23 protein-coding genes, 1 tRNA gene and 1 pseudogene are annotated in these 18,857 nt (G+C 62.7%); 6 read left to right on the plus strand and 19 right to left on the minus strand.

All coding sequences use genetic code 11. The annotated features are described in order from the left end of the window. Nucleotides 1-24 precede the first annotated feature (24 nt). The gene (locus AB3X86_RS29175; protein WP_368598693.1) at nucleotides 25-672 is read left to right on the plus strand and encodes a TetR/AcrR family transcriptional regulator; all 648 of its coding nucleotides are present in this window, start codon (nucleotides 25-27) and stop codon (nucleotides 670-672) included. Nucleotides 673-730: 58 nt separating this feature from the next. Then, complete coding sequence (locus AB3X86_RS29180) at nucleotides 731-1,285, plus strand: DUF1415 domain-containing protein (protein WP_368598694.1); 555 nt, start codon at nucleotides 731-733, stop codon at nucleotides 1,283-1,285. 20 nt (nucleotides 1,286-1,305) lie between these two features. On the opposite strand, the gene AB3X86_RS29185 is transcribed toward AB3X86_RS29180, so the two are convergent. Continuing rightward, on the minus strand, nucleotides 1,306-2,148 hold the full coding sequence (locus AB3X86_RS29185) for an SAM-dependent methyltransferase (protein ID WP_368598695.1): 843 nt from the start codon (nucleotides 2,146-2,148) through the stop codon (nucleotides 1,306-1,308). A gap of 388 nt (nucleotides 2,149-2,536) precedes the next feature. Here AB3X86_RS29185 and AB3X86_RS29190 point away from each other — a divergent pair, with 388 nt between their 5' ends. Next, on the plus strand, nucleotides 2,537-2,857 hold the full coding sequence (locus AB3X86_RS29190; RefSeq protein WP_013090673.1) for a hypothetical protein: 321 nt from the start codon (nucleotides 2,537-2,539) through the stop codon (nucleotides 2,855-2,857). A 135-nt stretch (nucleotides 2,858-2,992) separates the two neighbouring features. On the opposite strand, the gene AB3X86_RS29195 is transcribed toward AB3X86_RS29190, so the two are convergent. Next, the gene (locus tag AB3X86_RS29195; RefSeq protein ID WP_176124292.1) at nucleotides 2,993-3,202 is read right to left on the minus strand and encodes a DUF1059 domain-containing protein; all 210 of its coding nucleotides are present in this window, start codon (nucleotides 3,200-3,202) and stop codon (nucleotides 2,993-2,995) included. A gap of 210 nt (nucleotides 3,203-3,412) precedes the next feature. Here AB3X86_RS29195 and AB3X86_RS29200 point away from each other — a divergent pair, with 210 nt between their 5' ends. Beyond that, nucleotides 3,413-4,684: a TIGR03862 family flavoprotein gene (locus AB3X86_RS29200; RefSeq protein ID WP_368598696.1), complete on the plus strand. Its 1,272-nt coding sequence runs from the start codon at nucleotides 3,413-3,415 to the stop codon at nucleotides 4,682-4,684. A 15-nt stretch (nucleotides 4,685-4,699) separates the two neighbouring features. Here the strand turns inward: AB3X86_RS29200 and AB3X86_RS29205 are convergent, their stop codons facing one another. Further along, complete coding sequence (locus AB3X86_RS29205) at nucleotides 4,700-5,824, minus strand: methyltransferase (protein WP_368598697.1); 1,125 nt, start codon at nucleotides 5,822-5,824, stop codon at nucleotides 4,700-4,702. 647 nt (nucleotides 5,825-6,471) lie between these two features. Between AB3X86_RS29205 and AB3X86_RS29210 the strand changes: the two are divergent. Then, a pseudogene (locus AB3X86_RS29210) lies at nucleotides 6,472-6,622 on the plus strand (alpha/beta hydrolase); the annotation flags it as partial. A 208-nt stretch (nucleotides 6,623-6,830) separates the two neighbouring features. Here AB3X86_RS29210 and AB3X86_RS29215 read toward each other — a convergent pair. The 7 genes from AB3X86_RS29215 to AB3X86_RS29245 all read right to left on the minus strand — a co-directional run bounded on the left by AB3X86_RS29215 (nucleotide 6,831) and on the right by AB3X86_RS29245 (nucleotide 11,942). Continuing rightward, nucleotides 6,831-6,906: transfer RNA gene (locus AB3X86_RS29215), tRNA-Thr, on the minus strand. 19 nt (nucleotides 6,907-6,925) lie between these two features. Continuing rightward, complete coding sequence (locus AB3X86_RS29220) at nucleotides 6,926-7,423, minus strand: ClpXP protease specificity-enhancing factor (protein ID WP_368598698.1); 498 nt, start codon at nucleotides 7,421-7,423, stop codon at nucleotides 6,926-6,928. Nucleotides 7,424-7,489: 66 nt separating this feature from the next. Continuing rightward, complete coding sequence (locus AB3X86_RS29225) at nucleotides 7,490-8,101, minus strand: glutathione S-transferase N-terminal domain-containing protein (protein ID WP_006052302.1); 612 nt, start codon at nucleotides 8,099-8,101, stop codon at nucleotides 7,490-7,492. A gap of 95 nt (nucleotides 8,102-8,196) precedes the next feature. Next, complete coding sequence (locus AB3X86_RS29230; protein ID WP_368598699.1) at nucleotides 8,197-8,952, minus strand: cytochrome c1; 756 nt, start codon at nucleotides 8,950-8,952, stop codon at nucleotides 8,197-8,199. A 23-nt stretch (nucleotides 8,953-8,975) separates the two neighbouring features. Then, on the minus strand, nucleotides 8,976-10,355 hold the full coding sequence (locus tag AB3X86_RS29235; RefSeq protein WP_368598700.1) for a cytochrome bc complex cytochrome b subunit: 1,380 nt from the start codon (nucleotides 10,353-10,355) through the stop codon (nucleotides 8,976-8,978). After that, nucleotides 10,355-10,975 carry a ubiquinol-cytochrome c reductase iron-sulfur subunit gene (gene petA, locus AB3X86_RS29240; protein ID WP_368598749.1) on the minus strand — a complete coding sequence of 207 codons (621 nt, stop codon included), beginning with the start codon at nucleotides 10,973-10,975 and terminating at the stop codon, nucleotides 10,355-10,357. Before petA ends, AB3X86_RS29235 begins: the two co-directional genes overlap by 1 nt. A 220-nt stretch (nucleotides 10,976-11,195) precedes the next feature. Next, nucleotides 11,196-11,942, minus strand: a complete 747-nt coding sequence (locus AB3X86_RS29245) for a Nif3-like dinuclear metal center hexameric protein (RefSeq protein WP_176124286.1) — start codon at nucleotides 11,940-11,942, stop codon at nucleotides 11,196-11,198. Nucleotides 11,943-11,961: 19 nt separating this feature from the next. Here AB3X86_RS29245 and AB3X86_RS29250 point away from each other — a divergent pair, with 19 nt between their 5' ends. Continuing rightward, nucleotides 11,962-13,182 (plus strand): Do family serine endopeptidase, encoded by a 1,221-nt coding sequence (locus tag AB3X86_RS29250; protein WP_368598701.1) that lies wholly within the window; start codon nucleotides 11,962-11,964, stop codon nucleotides 13,180-13,182. An 88-nt stretch (nucleotides 13,183-13,270) separates the two neighbouring features. Here the strand turns inward: AB3X86_RS29250 and tatC are convergent, their stop codons facing one another. The 9 genes from tatC to hisA form a co-directional block, all read right to left on the minus strand. Beyond that, nucleotides 13,271-14,056, minus strand: a complete 786-nt coding sequence (gene tatC, locus AB3X86_RS29255; protein ID WP_368598702.1) for a twin-arginine translocase subunit TatC — start codon at nucleotides 14,054-14,056, stop codon at nucleotides 13,271-13,273. Between the two features lie 34 nt (nucleotides 14,057-14,090). Continuing rightward, on the minus strand, nucleotides 14,091-14,633 hold the full coding sequence (tatB, locus tag AB3X86_RS29260; protein WP_176124284.1) for a Sec-independent protein translocase protein TatB: 543 nt from the start codon (nucleotides 14,631-14,633) through the stop codon (nucleotides 14,091-14,093). 49 nt (nucleotides 14,634-14,682) lie between these two features. After that, nucleotides 14,683-14,928, minus strand: a complete 246-nt coding sequence (gene tatA, locus AB3X86_RS29265) for a Sec-independent protein translocase subunit TatA (protein WP_176110148.1) — start codon at nucleotides 14,926-14,928, stop codon at nucleotides 14,683-14,685. Nucleotides 14,929-15,200: 272 nt separating this feature from the next. Beyond that, nucleotides 15,201-15,566: a histidine triad nucleotide-binding protein gene (locus AB3X86_RS29270; RefSeq protein ID WP_368598703.1), complete on the minus strand. Its 366-nt coding sequence runs from the start codon at nucleotides 15,564-15,566 to the stop codon at nucleotides 15,201-15,203. Nucleotides 15,567-15,659: 93 nt separating this feature from the next. Beyond that, on the minus strand, nucleotides 15,660-16,055 hold the full coding sequence (locus AB3X86_RS29275; protein WP_152853628.1) for a hypothetical protein: 396 nt from the start codon (nucleotides 16,053-16,055) through the stop codon (nucleotides 15,660-15,662). Nucleotides 16,056-16,145: 90 nt separating this feature from the next. After that, nucleotides 16,146-16,541, minus strand: coding sequence for a phosphoribosyl-ATP diphosphatase (locus tag AB3X86_RS29280; protein ID WP_368598704.1), 396 nt, complete (start codon nucleotides 16,539-16,541; stop codon nucleotides 16,146-16,148). After that, complete coding sequence (gene hisI / locus AB3X86_RS29285) at nucleotides 16,538-16,948, minus strand: phosphoribosyl-AMP cyclohydrolase (protein ID WP_090802086.1); 411 nt, start codon at nucleotides 16,946-16,948, stop codon at nucleotides 16,538-16,540. The genes AB3X86_RS29280 and hisI overlap by 4 nt, the downstream gene beginning before the upstream one ends. A 1-nt stretch (nucleotide 16,949) precedes the next feature. Then, nucleotides 16,950-17,723, minus strand: coding sequence for an imidazole glycerol phosphate synthase subunit HisF (gene hisF, locus AB3X86_RS29290; protein ID WP_176124283.1), 774 nt, complete (start codon nucleotides 17,721-17,723; stop codon nucleotides 16,950-16,952). A gap of 247 nt (nucleotides 17,724-17,970) precedes the next feature. Then, entirely contained in the window at nucleotides 17,971-18,723 is a 753-nt protein-coding gene (gene hisA, locus AB3X86_RS29295; protein ID WP_169500003.1) for a 1-(5-phosphoribosyl)-5-[(5-phosphoribosylamino)methylideneamino]imidazole-4-carboxamide isomerase, read from the minus strand. Nucleotides 18,724-18,857 lie beyond the last annotated feature (134 nt).

Raw genomic sequence — 18,857 nt, forward strand, 5'->3', positions numbered from 1 at the left:
GTCAATTCATTCGGGTGACTTGCCATGTCCGACAGCGAAACTCTCAAGCCCGCCGCTACTCGCTCGCGGCGTGCGCGCGGCGCACAGACCGCGGGGCCGCAGGCGCAGCAGCATCTGCTGCGCGCGGCGAGCGAGTTGTTCTATCGCGAGGGCGTGCGCACGGTCGGCGTCGATGCGGTGGTCGAGCGCGCGGGTGTGAACAAAATGAGCCTGTACCGGCAGTTTTCGTCGAAGGACGAGCTGGTGATGGCGTATCTGGAACAGAAGGACGAGCAGTTCTTCGGCTACGTCGAGAAGAGTTTCGCCAAACATCCGGGCGAGCCGGCGAAGCAGCTTCAGCAGTACTTCGACGACCTCGCGGTGCGCGCCTCGGTCGACCATTACCGCGGCTGCCCGTTCGTGAACGTGTCGGTGGAGTTTTCGGATACCGCGCATCCGGCGCGGCAGTTCGTGTTCCGCAACAAGCAGCGCTTGATGGCGCGCCTCGTCGAACTGTCGACGGCGGCCGGCGCCGACGATCCGCAAGCGCTCGCCGATGGGCTCGGCCTGCTGATCGAGGGCGTGTACGCGGCGAGCCAGACTTACGGGCCGGGCTGCGGGCCGATCCTCGCCGCGCCGCGAGTCGCCGCGCAGTTGATTGCGGCCGCTTGCGCAAAGAAGCAGGCTGGCTGAGTCAGTCCGTCGGCCGGGTCCTTTAGAATTGCGCGTTTCCCCGTCCCATCCTTCCGCCATGCCGTCGCCCGCCGAATCCCACGATGCCGTTATCGCCACGACCCGTCACTGGCTGACCGAGGCCGTGATCGGCTTGAACCTGTGTCCGTTCGCAAAGGCCGTGCATGTCAAGGAGCAGATTCGCTATGCGGTCAGCGAAGCGGACACGCTCGAAGCGGTACTCACCGACCTGGAAGCCGAATTGCAGACGCTCGTCGCCGCCGACCCCGCCGCCATCGACACGACGCTGCTGATCCTGCCGCACGCGTTCGGCGACTTTCTCGACTTCAACGACTACCTGTTCTTCGCCGACCGCCTGATCCAGCAACTTCGGCTCGAAGGAGTGATTCAGATCGCGAGCTTTCATCCGCACTACCAGTTCGAAGGCAGCGAGCCCGACGACATCGAAAACTACACGAACCGGGCGCCGTATCCGATCCTGCATCTGCTGCGTGAAGACAGCATCGAGCGAGCCGTGCAGGCCTTTCCCGACGCGGAAGAGATTTACGAGCGCAATCAGGAAACGCTGCGGCGCATTGGCCTCAAAGGCTGGGATGCGTTGATGAAGCGCTAGGTGAAGCGCCCGGCTGCGCCTCAGGCCGGCACGAAAAAACGCTCCTTAAGCGCATCGAGTCCGAGCGTGTCGAGCACTTCGCCGAGCCGCTCAGCCGGCCGGCGCCGCGGCAGATCCTTGTACTGCGCGATGATCAGCTCGTTTTTCATCGAGTGTTCCCAGCCGACCAGCTCGGTCACACTGACCTGATAGCCATGCGCTTCGAGCTGCAGGCAGCGCAGCACGTTCGTGATCTGACTGCCGAATTCGCGCGTGTGCAGCGGATGCCGCCAGATTTCCGTGAGCGCGTTCTTCAGAGCCTTGCCTTTGTTCTGCCGCAGCACGCCGGCCACCTCGGCCTGGCAGCACGGCACGACGACGATGTACTTCGCGTGCTTTTCGAGCGCGAAACGGATTGCGTCGTCGGTCGCAGTATTGCACGCGTGCAGCGCGGTCACGATGTCGATTTCGGCGGGCAGCCGCGTCGAGGTGATCGACTCCGCCACGGACAAATTCAAAAACGACATCCCCTTGAAGCCGAGCCGCGCCGCCAGCTCTTCGGACTTCGTCACCAGTTCCTCGCGCGTTTCGATGCCGTAAATGTGCGAAGCCCCACCAGCGGCGTCCTGAAACTGCTTGAAAAACAGGTCGTACAGGATAAAACCGAGGTATGACTTGCCCGCGCCGTGATCGACGAGCGTCAGCGAGCCCTGCTGGTCCTTCAGGTCCTTGAGCAGCGGCTCGATGAACTGGAACAGGTGGTAGACCTGCTTCAGCTTGCGACGGCTGTCCTGATTCATCTTGCCGTCGCGCGTCAGGATGTGGAGTTCTTTGAGAAGTTCGACGGACTGGTTGGGACGGATTTCGTGGGTTTTGCCGGACATCGTGTGGGTCGCCATCAATTGCAGCGCGAACGTGCGACAGATGACGGAAAAAGAGAAAAGTTACTGCCAGTTTACCCAAACTGCGGCATTCCCAGCGAGCACGCCGCGCGGACCACGCGACACAGATGCTCTGCTGGGAACACTTCCTGCTCGACAGGCGCTGCGCGGAAGTGTCTCGAGAATGGCTGAAAACAGCTTGCGCGCCGGCGGAGCCCGCGGGTGCAAGCCGTGTCGCCGAAAACAGGAGGCTGTCCGGTCGTGCGACCGGACACGCGAACCGGATGCATGTGGGGAGAGCGGTCCCGCAACGCGGGCCGAACGTTACGTAACCAGCAGCGGCCGGCTTTGCTACCGGTCGCGCGCTCGGAAGATCACCGAAGAGGCGGCAATGGATACGGTACCCAACGGAAACGTCGAACAGAAGTTTCAGGAAATGCTTGCGAAGCTCACCACCGCGCCGGCATGGTCGGAGAAACAGCAACTCGAACTGGAGATGGCTCGCGATATCTCCACGGAAATGCTGCGGCTCGCCGAGGTCATGCGCGACGGCAACGTCGACCTCGAAACTTGCCTGACGATGCTCAAGTACGCCAAGGTGCTCGACTTCGTGATGACGACGCTCGCGTCCCGACGCGACATCAAGCCGCAGACGTTGCGGGTGATCTTCAAGCTCGCCGGGCTGAAGGTCGATGAGGCGTATCCGGGTTAGCGCGTCGGCATGTTGGTTAGGATGGCTTGGTATCGCGTTTCGCGTGTGACCAAAAGACTGCTGCAACACGACCGCGCGCGGGCGGCTGGATGCCGCTCGCGACGCGGGCTTCCACACTCCCCTTGCACGGGTATCTCAAGCGCGCGGCGCCTCGGCGGGCGGCGTTCCCTCATGAAATAGCGTCTTCAGCTGCGCGCGCAGCTCCGGCGAATCCGCATGCTTGTGAACGCTGACGGCATGCTGGACCGCGGCTTCGAGCAGTTCGCTGTCGCTGTCGGCGGACATCGCGACGGTGCAGTTCATTTCGCTCGGAAATTCGCGGCAGTCGATGTATTTGCGGGTCATGACAATCTCCTTGAACCAGACGATCGAGGAAGATGTGTGAAAAGTATAGGTCGCATGCGGCGCGAGCCAAGCGCTGAAAGCAGTTCGACCGCGTTCGACGGCGTTTGCCGCGCGCCGCGCGCGGTGTGACAATAACGCCCTTCGCGCCGCCCGTCCGTTCGGTCGCTGGCGGCGCAGCGCCTATTTTCCCCCGCAGATCCGCCGAACCGCATGCCCTCCTCGCTCGATTCCGCCCGCGTCGCCGTAATCGGCGGCGGCCCCGCCGGCCTGATGGCCGCCGAGACGCTTGCCCGGCGCGGCGTGCAAGTCCACGTGCATGACGCGATGCCGTCGGTCGGCCGCAAATTCCTGATGGCGGGCAAAGGTGGCATGAACATCACGCATTCGGAAGCGCTCGAGCCGTTTCTCGACCGCTACGGCACGCGCCGCGAGCGCATCGCGCCGCTGCTCGACGCGTTCGGTCCCGACACGCTGCGCGCCTGGTTGCGCGAATTGGGTGTCGAGACGTTCATCGGCAGTTCGGGGCGCGTGTTTCCGTCCGACATGAAGGCCGCGCCGATGCTGCGCGCGTGGCTGCATCGACTGCGCGAAGCGGGCGTGCAGTTCCACATGCGTCACAAGTGGAACGGCTGGGCGTCCGTGTCGGAAGACAACGCCGCGCATGCGCTGCGCTTCGCCACGCCCGACGGTGAGCAGACGGTGAGCTACGACGCGGTCGTGTTCGCGCTCGGCGGCGGCAGTTGGCCGCGGCTCGGCTCCGACGCCGCGTGGGTGCCGCTGATGATATCGCGCGGCGTGCCGCTGATGCCGTTGCGCCCTGCGAATTGCGGCTTCGACGCGGACTGGAGCCCGTATCTGCGCGAGCGTTTCGCTGGTCAGCCGATCAAGACGATCGCGATTTCCTTCACCGATGTAGACGGAAAAGTCCACAATCGACAAGGTGAAATACTTCTGACCGAAACAGGCCTCGAAGGGAGTCTGATTTACGCGCTGTCGGCGCCGATCCGCGAGCGGATTCTGGCCGACGGCGAGCTCACCATCGGGCTGGATCTCGCGCCAGGCTTGCCGCTCGAGCGGGTCATCGAGGAAGTGACGCGACCGCGCGGCTCACGCTCGATTGCGAGTCATCTGCATGGGCGGATTGGCATCGGCGGGGTCAAGCTGGCGCTGTTGCACGAGATTCTGTCGAAAGAAGCATTCGCCGATGCGCGCGGTCTCGCCCACGCGATCAAGGCGCTGCCGTTGCGACTGCTGCGCGCGCGACCGATCGACGAAGCGATCAGCACGGCGGGCGGCATCCCGTTCGAGGCGCTGGACGCACATCTGATGATCGACCGGATGCCCGGCGCATTCTGCGCGGGCGAAATGCTCGACTGGGAAGCACCGACCGGCGGTTATCTGCTGACGGCCTGTTTTGCCAGCGGGCTCGTGGCCGGCCGGGGCGCATGCGCGTATCTCGAAGCGCGCCGCGCATCGGCGTGACGCACGCACTCGCCGTCACCGCACCTTGAGCCGCCACAACGACGTGATCTCGGCCGCTCGCGCAACATGCAGCGGATCGTTCTGATCACTGGCCTTCGGATGCCGTGGACGAATGTCCTCGCGTCCCACCACACTGAGCCCCGCGTGCTCGATCGCCGCCAGCAGCCATGCGCGCGTGCGCAACCCGAGATGCTCGGCGAAATCCGAAATGATCAGCCAGCCTTCGCCGCCCGGCGTCAGATGATCGGCGAGGCCGTTCAGGAAGCCGAGCAGCATGCGGCTGTCAGGATCATAGACCGCGTATTCGAGCGGCGACGCGGGCCGCGCCGGCACCCACGGCGGATTGCAGACGACGAGCGGCGCCCGTCCGTCCGGAAACAGATCGGCCTGCACGATCTCGACTTGCCGGGCGTAGCCCAGGCGTGCGAGATTTTCACGCGCACACGCCAGCGCGCGCTCATCCTGATCCGTGGCGACGATCTTGCGCACGCCGCGTTTGGCCAGCAGCGCGGCCAGCACGCCAGTGCCGGTGCCGATATCGAACGCGAGATCCAGCGACGGCAGCGCGGCGCGCGCGACGAGATCGACGTACTCGCCACGCACCGGTGAGAACACGCCGTAGTGCGGATGAATGCGCTCGCCGAGCGCCGCGATGTCGACACCGTTCTTGCGCCATTCGTGCGCGCCGATCAAACCGAGCAACTCGCGCAACGACACCACCGACGCCTCGCCGGTCGCCGGTCCGTACGCTTCGGTGCAGGCCTGCCGCACGTCGGGCGCGCGACGCAGGGAAATGCCGTAGTCGGCATCGAGCGGAATCAGAATCATGCCGAGCGTGCGGGCGCGTTGCGACTGCGCCTGCCGATGCAGGTTGAACGCGTCGAGCGGTGTCGCTCCCTGCTTGCGTGCCTTGCGTTCGAGTCGGCGCGTGACCGCCTGCAACAGTTGGCGCGCGTTCTGGAAGTCGCCGTGCCACAACAACGCGGTGCCTTCGCAGGCGAGGCGGTAGGCCGAATCGGCGGTGGTGCGGTCGTCGGCGACGACGACGCGCTTCGGCGGCGGCACGGCCGCTTCGGAGCGCCAGCGTGCGGTGCGCGGGCCGTCGGCTTCGGGCCAGGTGAGAGTTGGGGGGTTGGTCATGGTGCAATGGAGTCGATGTGACGTCGCCGGCGACGTGGACCGCGGCAGCGGACCGGAACGTCTGGCGGCTGCCCGCCATCCCTGGCGACGCGCGAATAGTACCGTACCGCCGCCGTGCGGCTTCGCGGGCGCCGCATGAATTGGTGACGATGATCAGGTAAGTTTAGACGCGCCAAATGTAGACAATAAAGTCCATAGTCGACAAGGTGAAAGAGCTAGCGTGATTTTTGAGCCGTCAGGCGGCGCACCACAAGGCATGGGCGCACTTTAGTGGGTCAGTTGCAGACCAAAAAGTCTACGATCGACAAGGTGAAAGAGATATTGTGATTTTTGAGCCATTCAGTGACTCACCTCAAACGGCGGTGCAGCCGAAGTTCAGCGAACAGAATACTAAAAAGTCCACGATCGACAAGGTGAAGGAAACAGCGTGATGTTTGAGCCGTCGAACGGCGCACCTTGGCCCGCACTGCATTTTGGCCGGCCGATTACAGATTAAAAAGTCTACTATGGACAAGGTGAAAGAGATATCGTGATTTCTGAGCTACCCAGCAGCTCACCTCACACCGCATCCAACGTCTTTCCGGCATGGGCTAAAGACGAAAAAAGCACCGTCGAAATCCGACGCGCTCGTGGTGATCCGTGTTGGCGACTTCTACCTGCGTCCCCCGGCGGGGGTGAGGTCCAGCTCGATCTGTTCCGCGATCATCGCCACAATGTCGCTCTGTACCCGGCGTTTCAGGAGTACTCCGCACCTACCGACCGCCTCTGCTGGCGGTGCAGGGCAAGAACGACCCGTTCTCGTCATCGATCTTGACCTGTCTGAGCCGGATGCCGCTACGGGCATCTCACGCTATAGCACACCCGAGGAAATCGCGGAGCCGAGGATGGACGGCGGCGAGGTCAAGTCGGTCTAGCTCGGCGACTCGACTGCCGAAAAAAAACCCCGCCGAAGCGTGTGCTCCGACGGGGTTTTCAAGCATTTCCAGTTACTGCTGATAAAGCAATCTGGTGCCGGCTGCAGGACTCGAACCCGCCACCTCATGATTACAAGTCAAGCGCTCTACCTGATGAGCTAAGCCGGCATGAGGCCGTGATTCTACTTCATTTCACGATCTTAAGGCGAGCCCTTCCGCCACCTTTCGATCCATCGTCGTCGGGTTGCGGTTTGTCGTCGGCGTCGCTGGCCTCGGCCGGGTCGACCGGCGCCGTTTCGACGGCGCGCGGCGCCGCCGGCGTGTCCGCTTCGTCCGCGGCATCCGCGCCCGAATCCTGAGCTTCGCCGCCCGCCGTTTCGACCGGGAACGCCATACCTTGGCCGTTCTCGCGCGCGTAGATCGCCAGAATATTGGCGACCGGCACTTCGATCTTGTGCGACTTGCCGGAAAAGCGCGCGTTGAACTCGATCCACTCGTTGCCCATCTGCAACTGGCTGGTCGCCTCGAAGCTGATGTTTAACACGATCTCGTTGTCTCGCACGAACTGACGCGGCACGCGCGTCTGATTGTCGACGCGGACCGCGATGTGCGGTGTGTAGCCGTTATCCGTGCACCACTCATAGAGCGCGCGCAGCAGATAAGGCTTCGTGGAAATCTCTTGCATCAACAGTCCTCTTGCGGGGGCGGGCGCGCATCGAAGCAATCCGGCGCCCGCACACCAAAGCCAAACTCAACGACGCATCACCTTTTCCGACGGCGTCAGCGCTTCGATATAAGCCGGGCGGCTGAAAATGCGCTCGGCGTACTTCATCAGCGGCGCGGCGTTCTTCGACAGCTCGATACCGTAGTGGTCGAGGCGCCACAAGAGCGGTGCGATCGCGACGTCGAGCATCGAGAACTCTTCGCCGAGCATGTACTTGTTCTTCAGGAAGATCGGCGCGAGCTGCGTCAGGCGATCGCGGATCGCGAGGCGCGCCTTCTCGTGATTCTTCTCCGCTGCCTTGCCCTTCTCGTTTTCGAGTGTGCCGACGTGGACGAACAGCTCTTTCTCGAAGTTGAGCAGGAACAGGCGTGCCCGCGCGCGTTGCACCGGATCGGCCGGCATCAGCTGCGGGTGCGGGAAGCGCTCGTCGATGTACTCGTTGATGATATTCGATTCGTACAGAATCAGGTCCCGTTCGACGAGAATCGGCACCTGACCATACGGATTCATCACGGCGATGTCTTCCGGCTTGTTGAACAGGTCGACGTCGCGGATCTCGAAGTCCATGCCCTTTTCGAACAACACCAGCCGGCAACGCTGGGAGAACGGGCAAGTAGTGCCGGAATACAGAACCATCATGTTTACGTTTCCTCAAAAAGCTGAAGGGCCAGCGCACGGAAAAACCGTTCAGCAGGTCTTTCCTGGCGCCGGCCCCACGCCGTGTAGCGGCGTGATTATTTGATATGTTTCCAGTATGCGGCGTTCAGTCGCCAGGCGAAAAAGCTCAGGATACCGAGGAACAACACCACCCACACGCCAAGTTGCTTGCGGGTTTGCTGCGTCGGTTCGGACATCCATGACAGGTACGACACAAGGTCGGCCACAGCAGAATCATAATCTACCGGCGACATCGTCCCCGGAGTGAGTTGCTGGAAACCGAGGAATTTGTGTACCTTTTCGCCGGTTTTTTCATCGGTTTCATCACCGAATTTCGCCGCCCGCTGCCCCTGAAGCTGCCACAGCACGTGAGGCATGCTCACGTTTTCGTACACCAGATTGTTCCAGCCAGTCGGCCGCGTATCGTCGCGGTAAAAACTACGCAGATACGTGTACAGCCAGTCCGTGCCGCGCGCCCGCGCCTCCACCGACAAATCCGGCGGCGTCGCCCCGAACCACGATTTCGCGTCGTCCGGGCGCATCGCCACGGTCATCGTGTTGCCGACCTTGTCGGTGGTGAATAGCAGATTCGCCTGGACTTCGTTCGGCGTGATGCCGAGATCGGTCAGCCGGTTGTAGCGCATCAGGTTCGCGCTGTGGCAATTCAGGCAGTAGTTTACAAACAATTGCGCGCCGCGCTGCAAAGAAGCGAAATTGTTCGTGTTGTCCGGCGCGCGACTGAGCGGGAAATTCTCGTCCGCGTGGACCGGAGCGGCCAACATCGCAAGCACGGTCGCGCCGACCAGCACGCACATCGAAAGCAGTTTTTTCATCTTCGTGTTCTCCTGGCTCGCGATTAGTGAGGCTTGAACCGCACCCGTTCCGGCGGCTGCTTGAACTTGCCAAGCCGCGTCCAGAAGGGCATGCCAAGGAAAAACGCGAAGTACACCAGCGCGCAGATCTGAGCAATCAGCGTTGCGGCGGGCGATGGCGGCCGCGTGCCGAGGAAGCCGAGCGTCAGGAACGCGATCACGAAGATCCCCAAGAAAACCTTGTGGAAAAACGGCCGGTAGCGAATCGACCTGACCGGCGAGCGGTCCAGCCACGGCAGGAAGAACAGCGAAATAACCGCGCTGCCCATCACGACGACGCCCCAGAATTTCGATTCGGTGAACACCATCGCGACGATCACCAGCACCGCGAGCACTGGCAACCCGATCTTCCACTTGCCGCGCGCGCGCACGAGCGCGAGCAGCCCAAGTAGCGCAATGACGATCATCAGGACGATCTTGAATGGATCGGTGGTGGCGCGCAGCATCGCATAAAAAGCGGTGAAGTACCAAACTGGCGCAATTTCCGGCGGCGTCTGCAGCGGATTCGCCGGGACGAAGTTGTTGGCTTCCAGGAAGTACCCGCCCATTTCCGGCCCGAAGAAGATGATGGCCGCGAAAATCAGCAGGAAGATCGCCACACCCATGAAGTCGTGCACCGAGTAGTACGGGTGGAACGGAATGCCGTCGAGCGGCACGCCATCCGGCCCCTTCTTCGCCTTGATTTCGATGCCGTCCGGGTTGTTCGAGCCGACTTCGTGCAGCGCGACGAGGTGCGCGATCACGAGGCCGACTAGGACCAGCGGAATCGCGATCACGTGGAACGCGAAGAAGCGGTTCAGCGTGACGTCGGACACGACATAGTCGCCGCGAATCCACAGCGACAGATCCGGTCCGATGAACGGAATCGCCGAGAACAGGTTCACGATCACCTGCGCGCCCCAGAACGACATCTGGCCCCACGGCAGCAGATAGCCGAAGAAAGCCTCGGCCATCAGGCTCAGGAAAATCAGGCAGCCGAAAATCCATACGAGCTCGCGCGGCTTGCGGTACGAGCCGTACAAAAGCCCGCGAAACATGTGCAGATACACAACGACGAAGAACATCGACGCCCCCGTCGAGTGCATGTAGCGGATCAGCCAGCCCCACGGCACCTCGCGCATGATGTACTCGACCGACGCGAACGCCAGCGTCGCATCGGGCTTGTAGTTCATCGTCAGCCAAATGCCGGTGACGATCTGGTTGACGAGCACCAGCAACGCCAGCGAACCGAAGAAGTACCAGAAATTGAAGTTCTTCGGCGCGTAGTACTCGGAAACGTGCTTCTTCCACGTGGCAGTCATCGGGAAGCGCTGGTCGATCCAACCAGCCAGCCCGGTCGTCTCTACTTCGTGTTCGCTCGCCATTACGCTTCTCCTTTTTCGTCCTTCCCGATCACAAGGGCCGTCGCCGACGTGAACATGAAGCGCGGGATGTCGAGGTTCTGCGGGGCGGGTTTGTTCTTGAAGACGCGGCCGGCCATGTCGTAGGTCGAGCCGTGGCACGGGCACAGGAAGCCGCCAGGCCAGTCGTCGGGCAGATTGGGCTGCGGGCCCTCCTGGAAGCGCGGCGTCGGCGTGCAGCCCAGATGCGTGCAAACGGCGACGGCAACCAGCAGATGCTTGTTCTCGGCGCGTGAACGGAATTCGTTGTTGCAGTAGTCCGGCAGCGGCATCGAGAAGGGATTCTGCGTGTGAGGGTCCGCTACCTGGCTATCGGCTTTTTGAACATCGGCGAGCATGCGGTCCGTGCGGTTGATGATCCACACCGGCTTGCCACGCCAGGCGACCGTCATCATGTCGCCGGGCTTCAGACCACTGATATCGACTTCGGCCGGGGCACCTGCAGCCTTGGCCTTTTCGGATGGTGCAAACGAACTAACAAAGGGTACGACAACGGCAACACCTCCTATGCCGCCTGCTACGGTCGTCGCTACCAGCCAGTTACGGCGGCTGCCATCGACGCGTTCCTCTTCTTTGTCTCGCATCACACGCCCCACTTCTGAGTTGGATTTTTCCTTCACGTCGCTTCTACCGCCGCTAGTTTGCTCGAATGGAGTCGCCATTTACAAGGGCCGATTGCCAAAAACCGTGCGAAGCCCTTGATAACTCAGGGTTTGTCCGTACCGATCGCAGACTTTTTTGTACCTCCTTTTAAGCGCCTTCTGCGGTATTCGCGCCTTTTTCTTCGTTAATGCAATTCGCAATTCAAACGGGATTCGGAATGTCGATAAACAGGTGTTCGATATCGAACGATTCGGACAAATGCTTGCCCACCGCCTGCACGCCGAAACGTTCTGTCGCGTGGTGGCCGGCCGCAAGAAAGGCGACGCCGCTTTCCGCCGCCGTATGCATCACCGACTCCGATACTTCGCCCGTCACGTAGACGTCGACGCCAGCGTTGATCGCCGCGTCGAACATCCCTTGCGCGGCGCCCGTGCACCAGCCGACGCGGCGCAGCTGCATATCGGGATCGCCGAACACGAGCGGCGTGCGGCCCAGCGTTTGCTCGATTTCCGCGCTCAGGTGCGAAAGCGAGATCGGCATTGGCAACGTGGCGAGCCAGCCGAGGTCGTTGTCGCCGAAACGCGCGTCGCTGATCCAGCCCATCTTCTCGCCGATCTGCGCGTTGTTACCGAATTCGGGATGATCGTCGAGCGGCAGGTGGTAGGCGAACAGGTTCAGGTCGTTGGCGAGCAGCAGCTTCAGTCGAGCGTGCTTGCGGCCGGTGATCTGCGGCGCCTCGTTGCGCCAGAAGTAGCCGTGATGGACCAGCACGGCGTCCGCGCCCCAGTCGAGCGCGGCCTCCAGGAAGGCCACCGACGCGGTCACACCGGTCGCGAGTTTGTTGATCCGGCGGCGCCCTTCGACCTGCAGTCCGTTCGGGCAATAGTCCTTGAAGCGCGCGGTTTCAAGGAGATTGTTCAAGTACAATTCAAGTTCAATCCGATCCATATAGACCTCTTGTCTTCAGATGCTTAGACGCTTTTGGCTGTTATTTGCCCAAGCGGTGACGGTGCTGTTGGCGCTAATGTTCATCATTGCGACCCTCAAACCGCAGTGGCTGCAGCGTCAAGGACAATTCGGCAGACAACTCGCCGAACCGATCGTGGCGCTGCGGGAAGTGGCGCCGGGCATCACCAAAGGGCATGCCGAAACGTCCTATGCCGAAGCGGCGCAAAAGGCCATGCCCGCGGTCGTCAACGTGTTCTCCAGCAAGGATGGCTCGCTGCCGCCCGACCCGCGCGCCAAAGATCCGCTGTTCCGCTACTTCTTCGGCGACAGGAACAATCGCAAGCAGCAGGAGCAGCCTGCCTCGAATCTCGGCTCAGGCGTGATAGTGAGTTCGGAAGGTTACATTCTAACGAACCAGCACGTCGTCGACGGCGCCGATCAGATCGAAGTCGCGCTCGCCGACGGCCGCACCGCCAGCGCGAAGGTCATCGGCATCGACCCCGAGACCGATCTGGCGGTGCTCAAGGTCAACATGAGCAATCTGCCCACCATCACGCTCGGCCGGATGGACCAGACCCGCGTCGGCGACGTCGTGCTCGCGATCGGCAATCCGTTCGGCGTCGGGCAGACCGTGACGATGGGCATCGTCAGCGCACTGGGCCGCAACCACCTTGGCATCAATACGTTCGAAAACTTCATCCAGACCGACGCCCCGATCAACCCCGGCAACTCGGGCGGTGCGCTCGTCGACGTGAACGGCAATCTGCTCGGCATCAACACCGCGATCTACTCGCGCTCGGGCGGCTCGCTCGGCATCGGCTTCGCGATTCCGGTGTCGACCGCGCGCAGCGTGCTCGAGAGCATCATCACGACCGGTACGGTCACGCGCGGTTGGATCGGTGTCGAACCGCAGGACGTGACGCCGGAAATCGCCGAGTCGTTCGGGCTCGATCAGAAGTCAGGCGCGATCGTCGCCGGGGTGCTGAAGAGCGGACCGGCCGACCGCGCGGGCATCAAGCCCGGCGACATCCTGACGAGCGTGAACGGCCAGGTGATCACCGATACGACGCGCCTGTTGAACGTGATCGCGCAGATCAAGCCGGGCACGGCGGCAAAAGTGCATCTGGTACGCAAAGGCCATCAGATCGATCTCGACGTGATGATCGGCAAACGCCCGCCGCCGCCCAAACAGCCGGAAGACGAAAACGGCGGCGATCAGCCGGACGACGAAGGTGGTTGAAGTCAAGGCCGCAACTAACGCAACGAAAAAGGGCAGTCCGTGATGGGCTGCCCTTTTCATGTGACGCCGGGCACCGACTCCCGGCACCTCAATTAGACGGCGGCGGACTCGCATCCTCGACGACTACCGGCTGCTTGCCGACGATCAACCGCGCCGCGACGATGCCGGCTTCGTACAGCACAATCAGTGGAACCGCGAGGATCAGCTGCGAAAACACGTCCGGCGGCGTCACGACGGCCGACACCACGAACGCGCCGACGATCACATACGGCCGGATCTCCTTCAGCTTCTTCAGGGTCACCACGTTCATCCGCACCAACAGGACGACGACGATCGGCACCTCGAACGTGACACCGAACGCGATGAACATCGTGAGCACGAAGCTCAGGTAATTGTCGATATCAGTTGTCATTTCCGCGCCGAGCGGCGCGTTGTAGTGCGCCATCACGCGGAAGATGGTCGGAAACACGACGAAATACGCGAACGCCATGCCGCACAGGAACAGCGTATAGCTGCTCGCCACCAGCGGTGCGACCAGCTTCTTCTCGTGCTGATAGAGTCCCGGCGCGACGAACGCCCAGATCTGGTACAGCACGACCGGCAGCGCGATCACGAAAGCGACCAGCATCGTCACCTTCATCGGCACGAAGAACGAGCCGGTGACGTCGGTGACGATCATCTTGCCGTCCTTCGGCAGATTCATCATCAGCGGCCGCGCGAGCAGTTTGAAGATGTCCGGCGCCCAGTACACGAGCCCGACAAACACGACGATGACGGCGAGCCCCGCACGGATGATGCGGTCACGCAGTTCGACGAGGTGGGAAATGAAGGTCTCTTCGGCGCCTTCGTTCTGGGATTGCTGGGGGTCGCTCACACCGGCCCTCGGTTAGGGATTGTCGATCTGAACATCAGAAAAATCGCGTCGGACGACGCAGGTTGGCAGGTGTGTGCCGCGCAACGCGCGCGGCGCCCGACTGCACGCGCGTGCGGCGCAGGCTCGCTCGCTTGTACCAAGTGGGGGTGGCGCTTTGCTGGACGCGCCAGTTCTTGCGTTTGGGCGCGGCGGCCGGTGTACTGACCGGCCACGAGGTGGCACCGGTGCTGCCGCTGACGCCGCTGCCGGCGTCTTCGAGCGCGCCGCCGGCGATACTCGGCGACACCGACGTACCGCTCTTCCATGCCTCGTTCAGTTCATTCTCGTGCTTGCGCAGATTGTCCTGAACCGCCGTTTCGACGTTGCTGGCGGCCTTCTCGAACTCGGTCTTCATGCGCCGCAGTTCGTCGAGCTCGATTTCGCGCGTGACTTCGGCCTTCACGTCGTTGACGTACCGCTGTGCGCGGCCGAACAGCGCGCCGGCCGTGCGGGCGACACGCGGCAGGCGCTCAGGCCCGAGAACGACCAGCGCGACGACGCCGATCAGCGCCATCTTGGTTAGACCGAGGTCCAGCATGAGGTGAAATGTCCGTCAGAAACGCGGGAACGGCGCAAACGCCGCGGCTTTAGCGGTAATCGCCCGATTGCTGCGTCTTTTCTTTCGCTTCGACGTCCACCGCGCCGTTGCGCGGCAACTCGCGCTGCTGCTGTTGCGCGTCGGCCGACGGCGATTCGGCTTCCTTCATGCCTTCCTTGAAGCCCTTCACCGCGCCGCCCAGATCGCTGCCGATGTTGCGCAGCTTCTTCGTGCCGAACACGAGCGCGACGATCAACAGAACGATCAACCAATGCCAAATACTCAACGAACCCATGACTACTCTCCTTAACCCCGACGCCGCATCTCGATGCGGCAAATTTGCCTAACCTGAAGCGCGTGCGCTTCGTCTGCCTCTATCTCTACGTTACCGCAGCTCGCACCACCTCGCTCGCAAAGTGCGCCGCAGTCTGAACCGCCGTCATTCTGGTCAGGCGATCGCGTCGACGGTATTACACAGCGGTAAAAATAACGGCGACGCTATTGTCCTCGACCAAAACTCGCGGCGGTGTGCTCTCGCCACGCGGCGCGCATGACCCGTGTGCCCGCTCAGCCCATGCGATGCCAGGGGCGCGGTCCCGCGAGAATATGCGCGTGCAGGTGATACACCTCCTGACCACCGCCCGGACCGGTATTGATTACCGTGCGAAAGCCCGTTTCGCCGCCGCTATACGCGACCCCCAATTGCTCCGCCAGTCGAGCGGCCAAGACAAGCATTCTACCAAGCAGCGGCGCGTCGCTTTCCGTGCAGCTCGACAGCGTTGCAATGTGCTTGCGAGGGATCACCAGCACATGCGTTTCGGCCGCCGGACGGATGTCGCGGAAGGCGACGAACTCGTCGTCTTCGTGGACTCTGGTCGAGGGGATTTCGCCAGCGGCGATCTTGCAGAAAAGACAGTTCGGATCGTGACTCATCGTGTTCCTGACGCGGTATGACTTAGGCGAGCGAAGCCGCACGCGACGAGGTTCGACCCGAATGCCGGTCCGCGCGTGCGGGCCGGCTAGCGTTCAGACCCAGCCGGCCGGATTCGCGAATGGCTTGTTATCGTACAGATACAGCCAGCCTTTGATAATACGGTACAACATCCATATGCTGACCGCCCACAGCACCGGGATGCCGATCACGACGACCAACAGCAACGCGCCGATCGCATAGCCGACGAGGCCCATCCAGAACGTGCGAATCTGCCATTCGAAGTGCGCTTCGTACGGCGTGCCGGCCACGTCGGCCCGTTTCACGTAGTTGATGATGATCGCGACCAGAATGGTGAGCCCGCCGGTCAGCCAATGAACCGCATACAGCGCGTACAGCACGTGCGTGAGCGTGCGCAGGCTGCGCTCCCGCTCAGGTTCCATCGCGTGGCGGTAGACCGGCGGCGGATAGCTTCCTTGCGGCTGTTCCATGCTTGCGTCCTCACGAAGGTGCGGTTACCGCTATATAGGTGCCAGCGCGCGCGACTTCAAGCGGAAATGCCAGATTTCCGCTCCGGCTGCTCAGTCGCCGTTTTCCTCACGCGCGCGGCTCTTGCGCAGCGCTTTTTCCTCGATACCCGACAGGCCTTCGCGACGCTCGAGTTCGGCGATCACGTCGGCGGGGCTCAGATTGAAATGCGACAACATCACGAGGCAGTGGAACCACAGGTCCGCGACCTCGCCGACCAGCGCCTTCGGCACGCCGCCGTGGCGCGCGTCCTTTGCAGCCAGCACGACTTCGGTGGCTTCTTCGCCGATCTTCTTCAGAATCGCGTCGTCGCCCTTGTGGAACAGGCGCGAGACGTACGAGGTGTCTGGATCGCCGCCCTTGCGGCCATCGATCACCGCCGCGAGGCGCAACAGCGTGTCGAGCGTGGAAGCCTCGGCGGGCGACGGGTTTTGCGTGGATTGCGTCATTTGTAGATGTGTTCGGGGTCTTTCAGCACGGGATCGACGGCCTGCCAGTCGCCGTCGTCCACCGAGCCTTCGAATTTCTGGAAAAAGCACGAGTGGCGGCCTGTGTGGCAGGCGATGCCCGAGACCTGCTCGACCTTCAGCAGTACGACGTCTTCGTCGCAGTCGAGCCGCACTTCATGCACGTGCTGCACGTGGCCGGATTCCTCGCCCTTGAACCACAGGCGCTGGCGCGAGCGCGAGAAATATACCGCGCGGCCGGTCTCGACTGTCTTCGCGAGAGCCTCGCGGTTCATCCACGCGAACATCAGCACGTCGTTCGTCGATGCTTCCTGCGCGATCACAGGCACGAGGCCGTTCGCGTCCCACTTGACCTTGTCGAGCCAGTTCACCGCCGAAGGATTCGTCACGTCACAACCTCACCGAAATGCCCTGATCGGCCATGAAGCGCTTGGCCTCGCCGACCGTGTGTTCGCCATAGTGGAAGATGCTCGCGGCCAGCACCGCGTCCGCGTGACCGCTTTTGATGCCGTCGGCGAGATGCTGCAGATTGCCGACGCCGCCCGAGGCGATCACAGGAACCGGCACCGCGTCCGACACCGCGCGCGTCAGCGCAAGGTCGAAGCCGCTCTTGGTGCCGTCGCGATCCATGCTGGTCAGCAGGATTTCGCCCGCGCCGAGCTCGGCCATCTTGCGCGCCCATTCCACCGCGTCGAGACCGGTGGCCTTGCGGCCGCCGTGCGTGAACACTTCCCAGCGCGGCGTTTCGCCGTCGGCCGACACGCGCTTCGCGTCGATCGCGACGACGATGCACTGCGAGCCGTATTTGTCGGTCGCGTCCTTCACGAGCTGCGGATTCGCGACCGCCGACGAGTTCATGCTGATCTTGTCCGCGCCCGCGTTCAGCAGGCGCCGCACGTCTTCGACCGCGCGCACGCCGCCGCCGACCGTCAGCGGAATGAACACCTGCGAGGCGACCGCCTCGATGATCGGCAGGATCAGGTCGCGCTGATCCGAGGTCGCGGTGATATCGAGAAACGTCAGTTCGTCGGCGCCCTGGTCGTCGTAACGGCGCGCGATTTCGACCGGGTCGCCGGCGTCGCGCAGTTCGACGAAGTTGACGCCCTTGACCACGCGGCCCGCGGTGACGTCGAGACAGGGGATGATGCGTTTAGCTAGAGCCATGATCGTGCAATTCTGCCAATACCGCTGATGAGGCCGCTCGCTTGCGGGCAAGCGGCACGGTGCCGGCGCGAGCGGTTGCGTCGCGCCGCGAGTGAAGTGCTGGCCGCAGGCCGCCGAGGTTCCGGTTGCGTGATCGTGCGAAGCGCGCTACCCGGCAAGCCATCGGTCGAGCGAGTGCCGCAAGCCGAGGTGAGTGCCACGCCGGCACACGGCGCAAGCTTCCCGGCAAGCGAGGCCGACGCCGCGCTTAAGCGTCGTCCGCTTCGCGCAGCTTGTCCGCGAGCGTCTGCGCGGCCGCGAAGTCGAGGTCGCCCGAATAGATCGCGCGGCCGCAGATCACGCCTTCGATGCCCTCGCCTTCGACTTCGCACAGCGATTCGATGTCCGCGAGGTTCGACAGACCGCCGCTCGCGATCACCGGAATCTTGACCGCGCGCGCAAGGCGCACCGTCGCTTCGATGTTGATGCCCTGCAGCATGCCGTCGCGGCCGATGTCGGTGTAGATGATCGACTCGCAGCCGTAGTCCTCGAACTTGCGCGCGAGGTCGGCCACTTCGTGACCGGTCAGCTTGCTCCAGCCGTCGGTCGCGACCTTGCCGTCTTTCGCATCGAGGCCGACGATGATGTGGCCGCCGAACGCGGTGCACGCGTCCTGCAGGAAGCCGGGGTTCTTCACCGCCGCGGTGCCGATGATCACGTACGACAAACCGTCGTCCAGATAGCGCTCGATCGTGTTCAGGTCGCGGATGCCACCGCCGAGCTGAACCGGAATTTCACCGCCCACTTCGTCGATGATCGCGCGGATTGCATCGCCGTTCTTCGGCTTGCCAGCGAACGCGCCATTCAGATCGACGAGATGCAGACGACGCGCGCCGCGGTCGACCCAATGTCGGGCCATTGCCGCCGGTTCCTCGGAGAAAATCGTCGCCTGGTCCATATCGCCCTGTTTGAGGCGTACACACTGACCATCTTTCAGGTCGATGGCGGGAATCAGCAGCATAGCAATCGGGTGTTATCTGGGAGTGGATTGAAGGTCGGCGGCAGCGGCTGGCGGATCAGCCCGCCGCAATACCGTCTCGCTAGTTTAGTACAACTCTTTCGGCGCTCCAGTGGGGCGCCGGTCGGATGCGGGAC

It is taken from the genome of Paraburkholderia sp. BR14374 (assembly GCF_040948685.1).
GTDB classification, from domain to species: Bacteria; Pseudomonadota; Gammaproteobacteria; order Burkholderiales; family Burkholderiaceae; genus Paraburkholderia; species Paraburkholderia youngii.

Bases quoted from the DNA above. Each gene is read 5' to 3' on its own strand.
- AB3X86_RS29175 (WP_368598693.1), top strand. From the start codon at position 25: ATGTCCGACAGCGAAACTCTCAAGCCCGCCGCTACTCGCTCGCGGCGT.
- AB3X86_RS29180 (WP_368598694.1), top strand. From the start codon at position 731: ATGCCGTCGCCCGCCGAATCCCACGATGCCGTTATCGCCACGACCCGT.
- AB3X86_RS29185 (WP_368598695.1), bottom strand. From the start codon at position 2,148: ATGTCCGGCAAAACCCACGAAATCCGTCCCAACCAGTCCGTCGAACTT.
- AB3X86_RS29190 (WP_013090673.1), top strand. From the start codon at position 2,537: ATGGATACGGTACCCAACGGAAACGTCGAACAGAAGTTTCAGGAAATG.
- AB3X86_RS29195 (WP_176124292.1), bottom strand. From the start codon at position 3,202: ATGACCCGCAAATACATCGACTGCCGCGAATTTCCGAGCGAAATGAAC.
- AB3X86_RS29200 (WP_368598696.1), top strand. From the start codon at position 3,413: ATGCCCTCCTCGCTCGATTCCGCCCGCGTCGCCGTAATCGGCGGCGGC.
- AB3X86_RS29205 (WP_368598697.1), bottom strand. From the start codon at position 5,824: ATGACCAACCCCCCAACTCTCACCTGGCCCGAAGCCGACGGCCCGCGC.
- AB3X86_RS29220 (WP_368598698.1), bottom strand. From the start codon at position 7,423: ATGCAAGAGATTTCCACGAAGCCTTATCTGCTGCGCGCGCTCTATGAG.
- AB3X86_RS29225 (WP_006052302.1), bottom strand. From the start codon at position 8,101: ATGATGGTTCTGTATTCCGGCACTACTTGCCCGTTCTCCCAGCGTTGC.
- AB3X86_RS29230 (WP_368598699.1), bottom strand. From the start codon at position 8,952: ATGAAAAAACTGCTTTCGATGTGCGTGCTGGTCGGCGCGACCGTGCTT.
- AB3X86_RS29235 (WP_368598700.1), bottom strand. From the start codon at position 10,355: ATGGCGAGCGAACACGAAGTAGAGACGACCGGGCTGGCTGGTTGGATC.
- petA (WP_368598749.1), bottom strand. From the start codon at position 10,975: ATGCGAGACAAAGAAGAGGAACGCGTCGATGGCAGCCGCCGTAACTGG.
- AB3X86_RS29245 (WP_176124286.1), bottom strand. From the start codon at position 11,942: ATGGATCGGATTGAACTTGAATTGTACTTGAACAATCTCCTTGAAACC.
- AB3X86_RS29250 (WP_368598701.1), top strand. From the start codon at position 11,962: ATGCTTAGACGCTTTTGGCTGTTATTTGCCCAAGCGGTGACGGTGCTG.
- tatB (WP_176124284.1), bottom strand. From the start codon at position 14,633: ATGCTGGACCTCGGTCTAACCAAGATGGCGCTGATCGGCGTCGTCGCG.
- tatA (WP_176110148.1), bottom strand. From the start codon at position 14,928: ATGGGTTCGTTGAGTATTTGGCATTGGTTGATCGTTCTGTTGATCGTC.
- AB3X86_RS29270 (WP_368598703.1), bottom strand. From the start codon at position 15,566: ATGAGTCACGATCCGAACTGTCTTTTCTGCAAGATCGCCGCTGGCGAA.
- AB3X86_RS29275 (WP_152853628.1), bottom strand. From the start codon at position 16,055: ATGGAACAGCCGCAAGGAAGCTATCCGCCGCCGGTCTACCGCCACGCG.
- AB3X86_RS29280 (WP_368598704.1), bottom strand. From the start codon at position 16,541: ATGACGCAATCCACGCAAAACCCGTCGCCCGCCGAGGCTTCCACGCTC.
- hisF (WP_176124283.1), bottom strand. From the start codon at position 17,723: ATGGCTCTAGCTAAACGCATCATCCCCTGTCTCGACGTCACCGCGGGC.
- hisA (WP_169500003.1), bottom strand. From the start codon at position 18,723: ATGCTGCTGATTCCCGCCATCGACCTGAAAGATGGTCAGTGTGTACGC.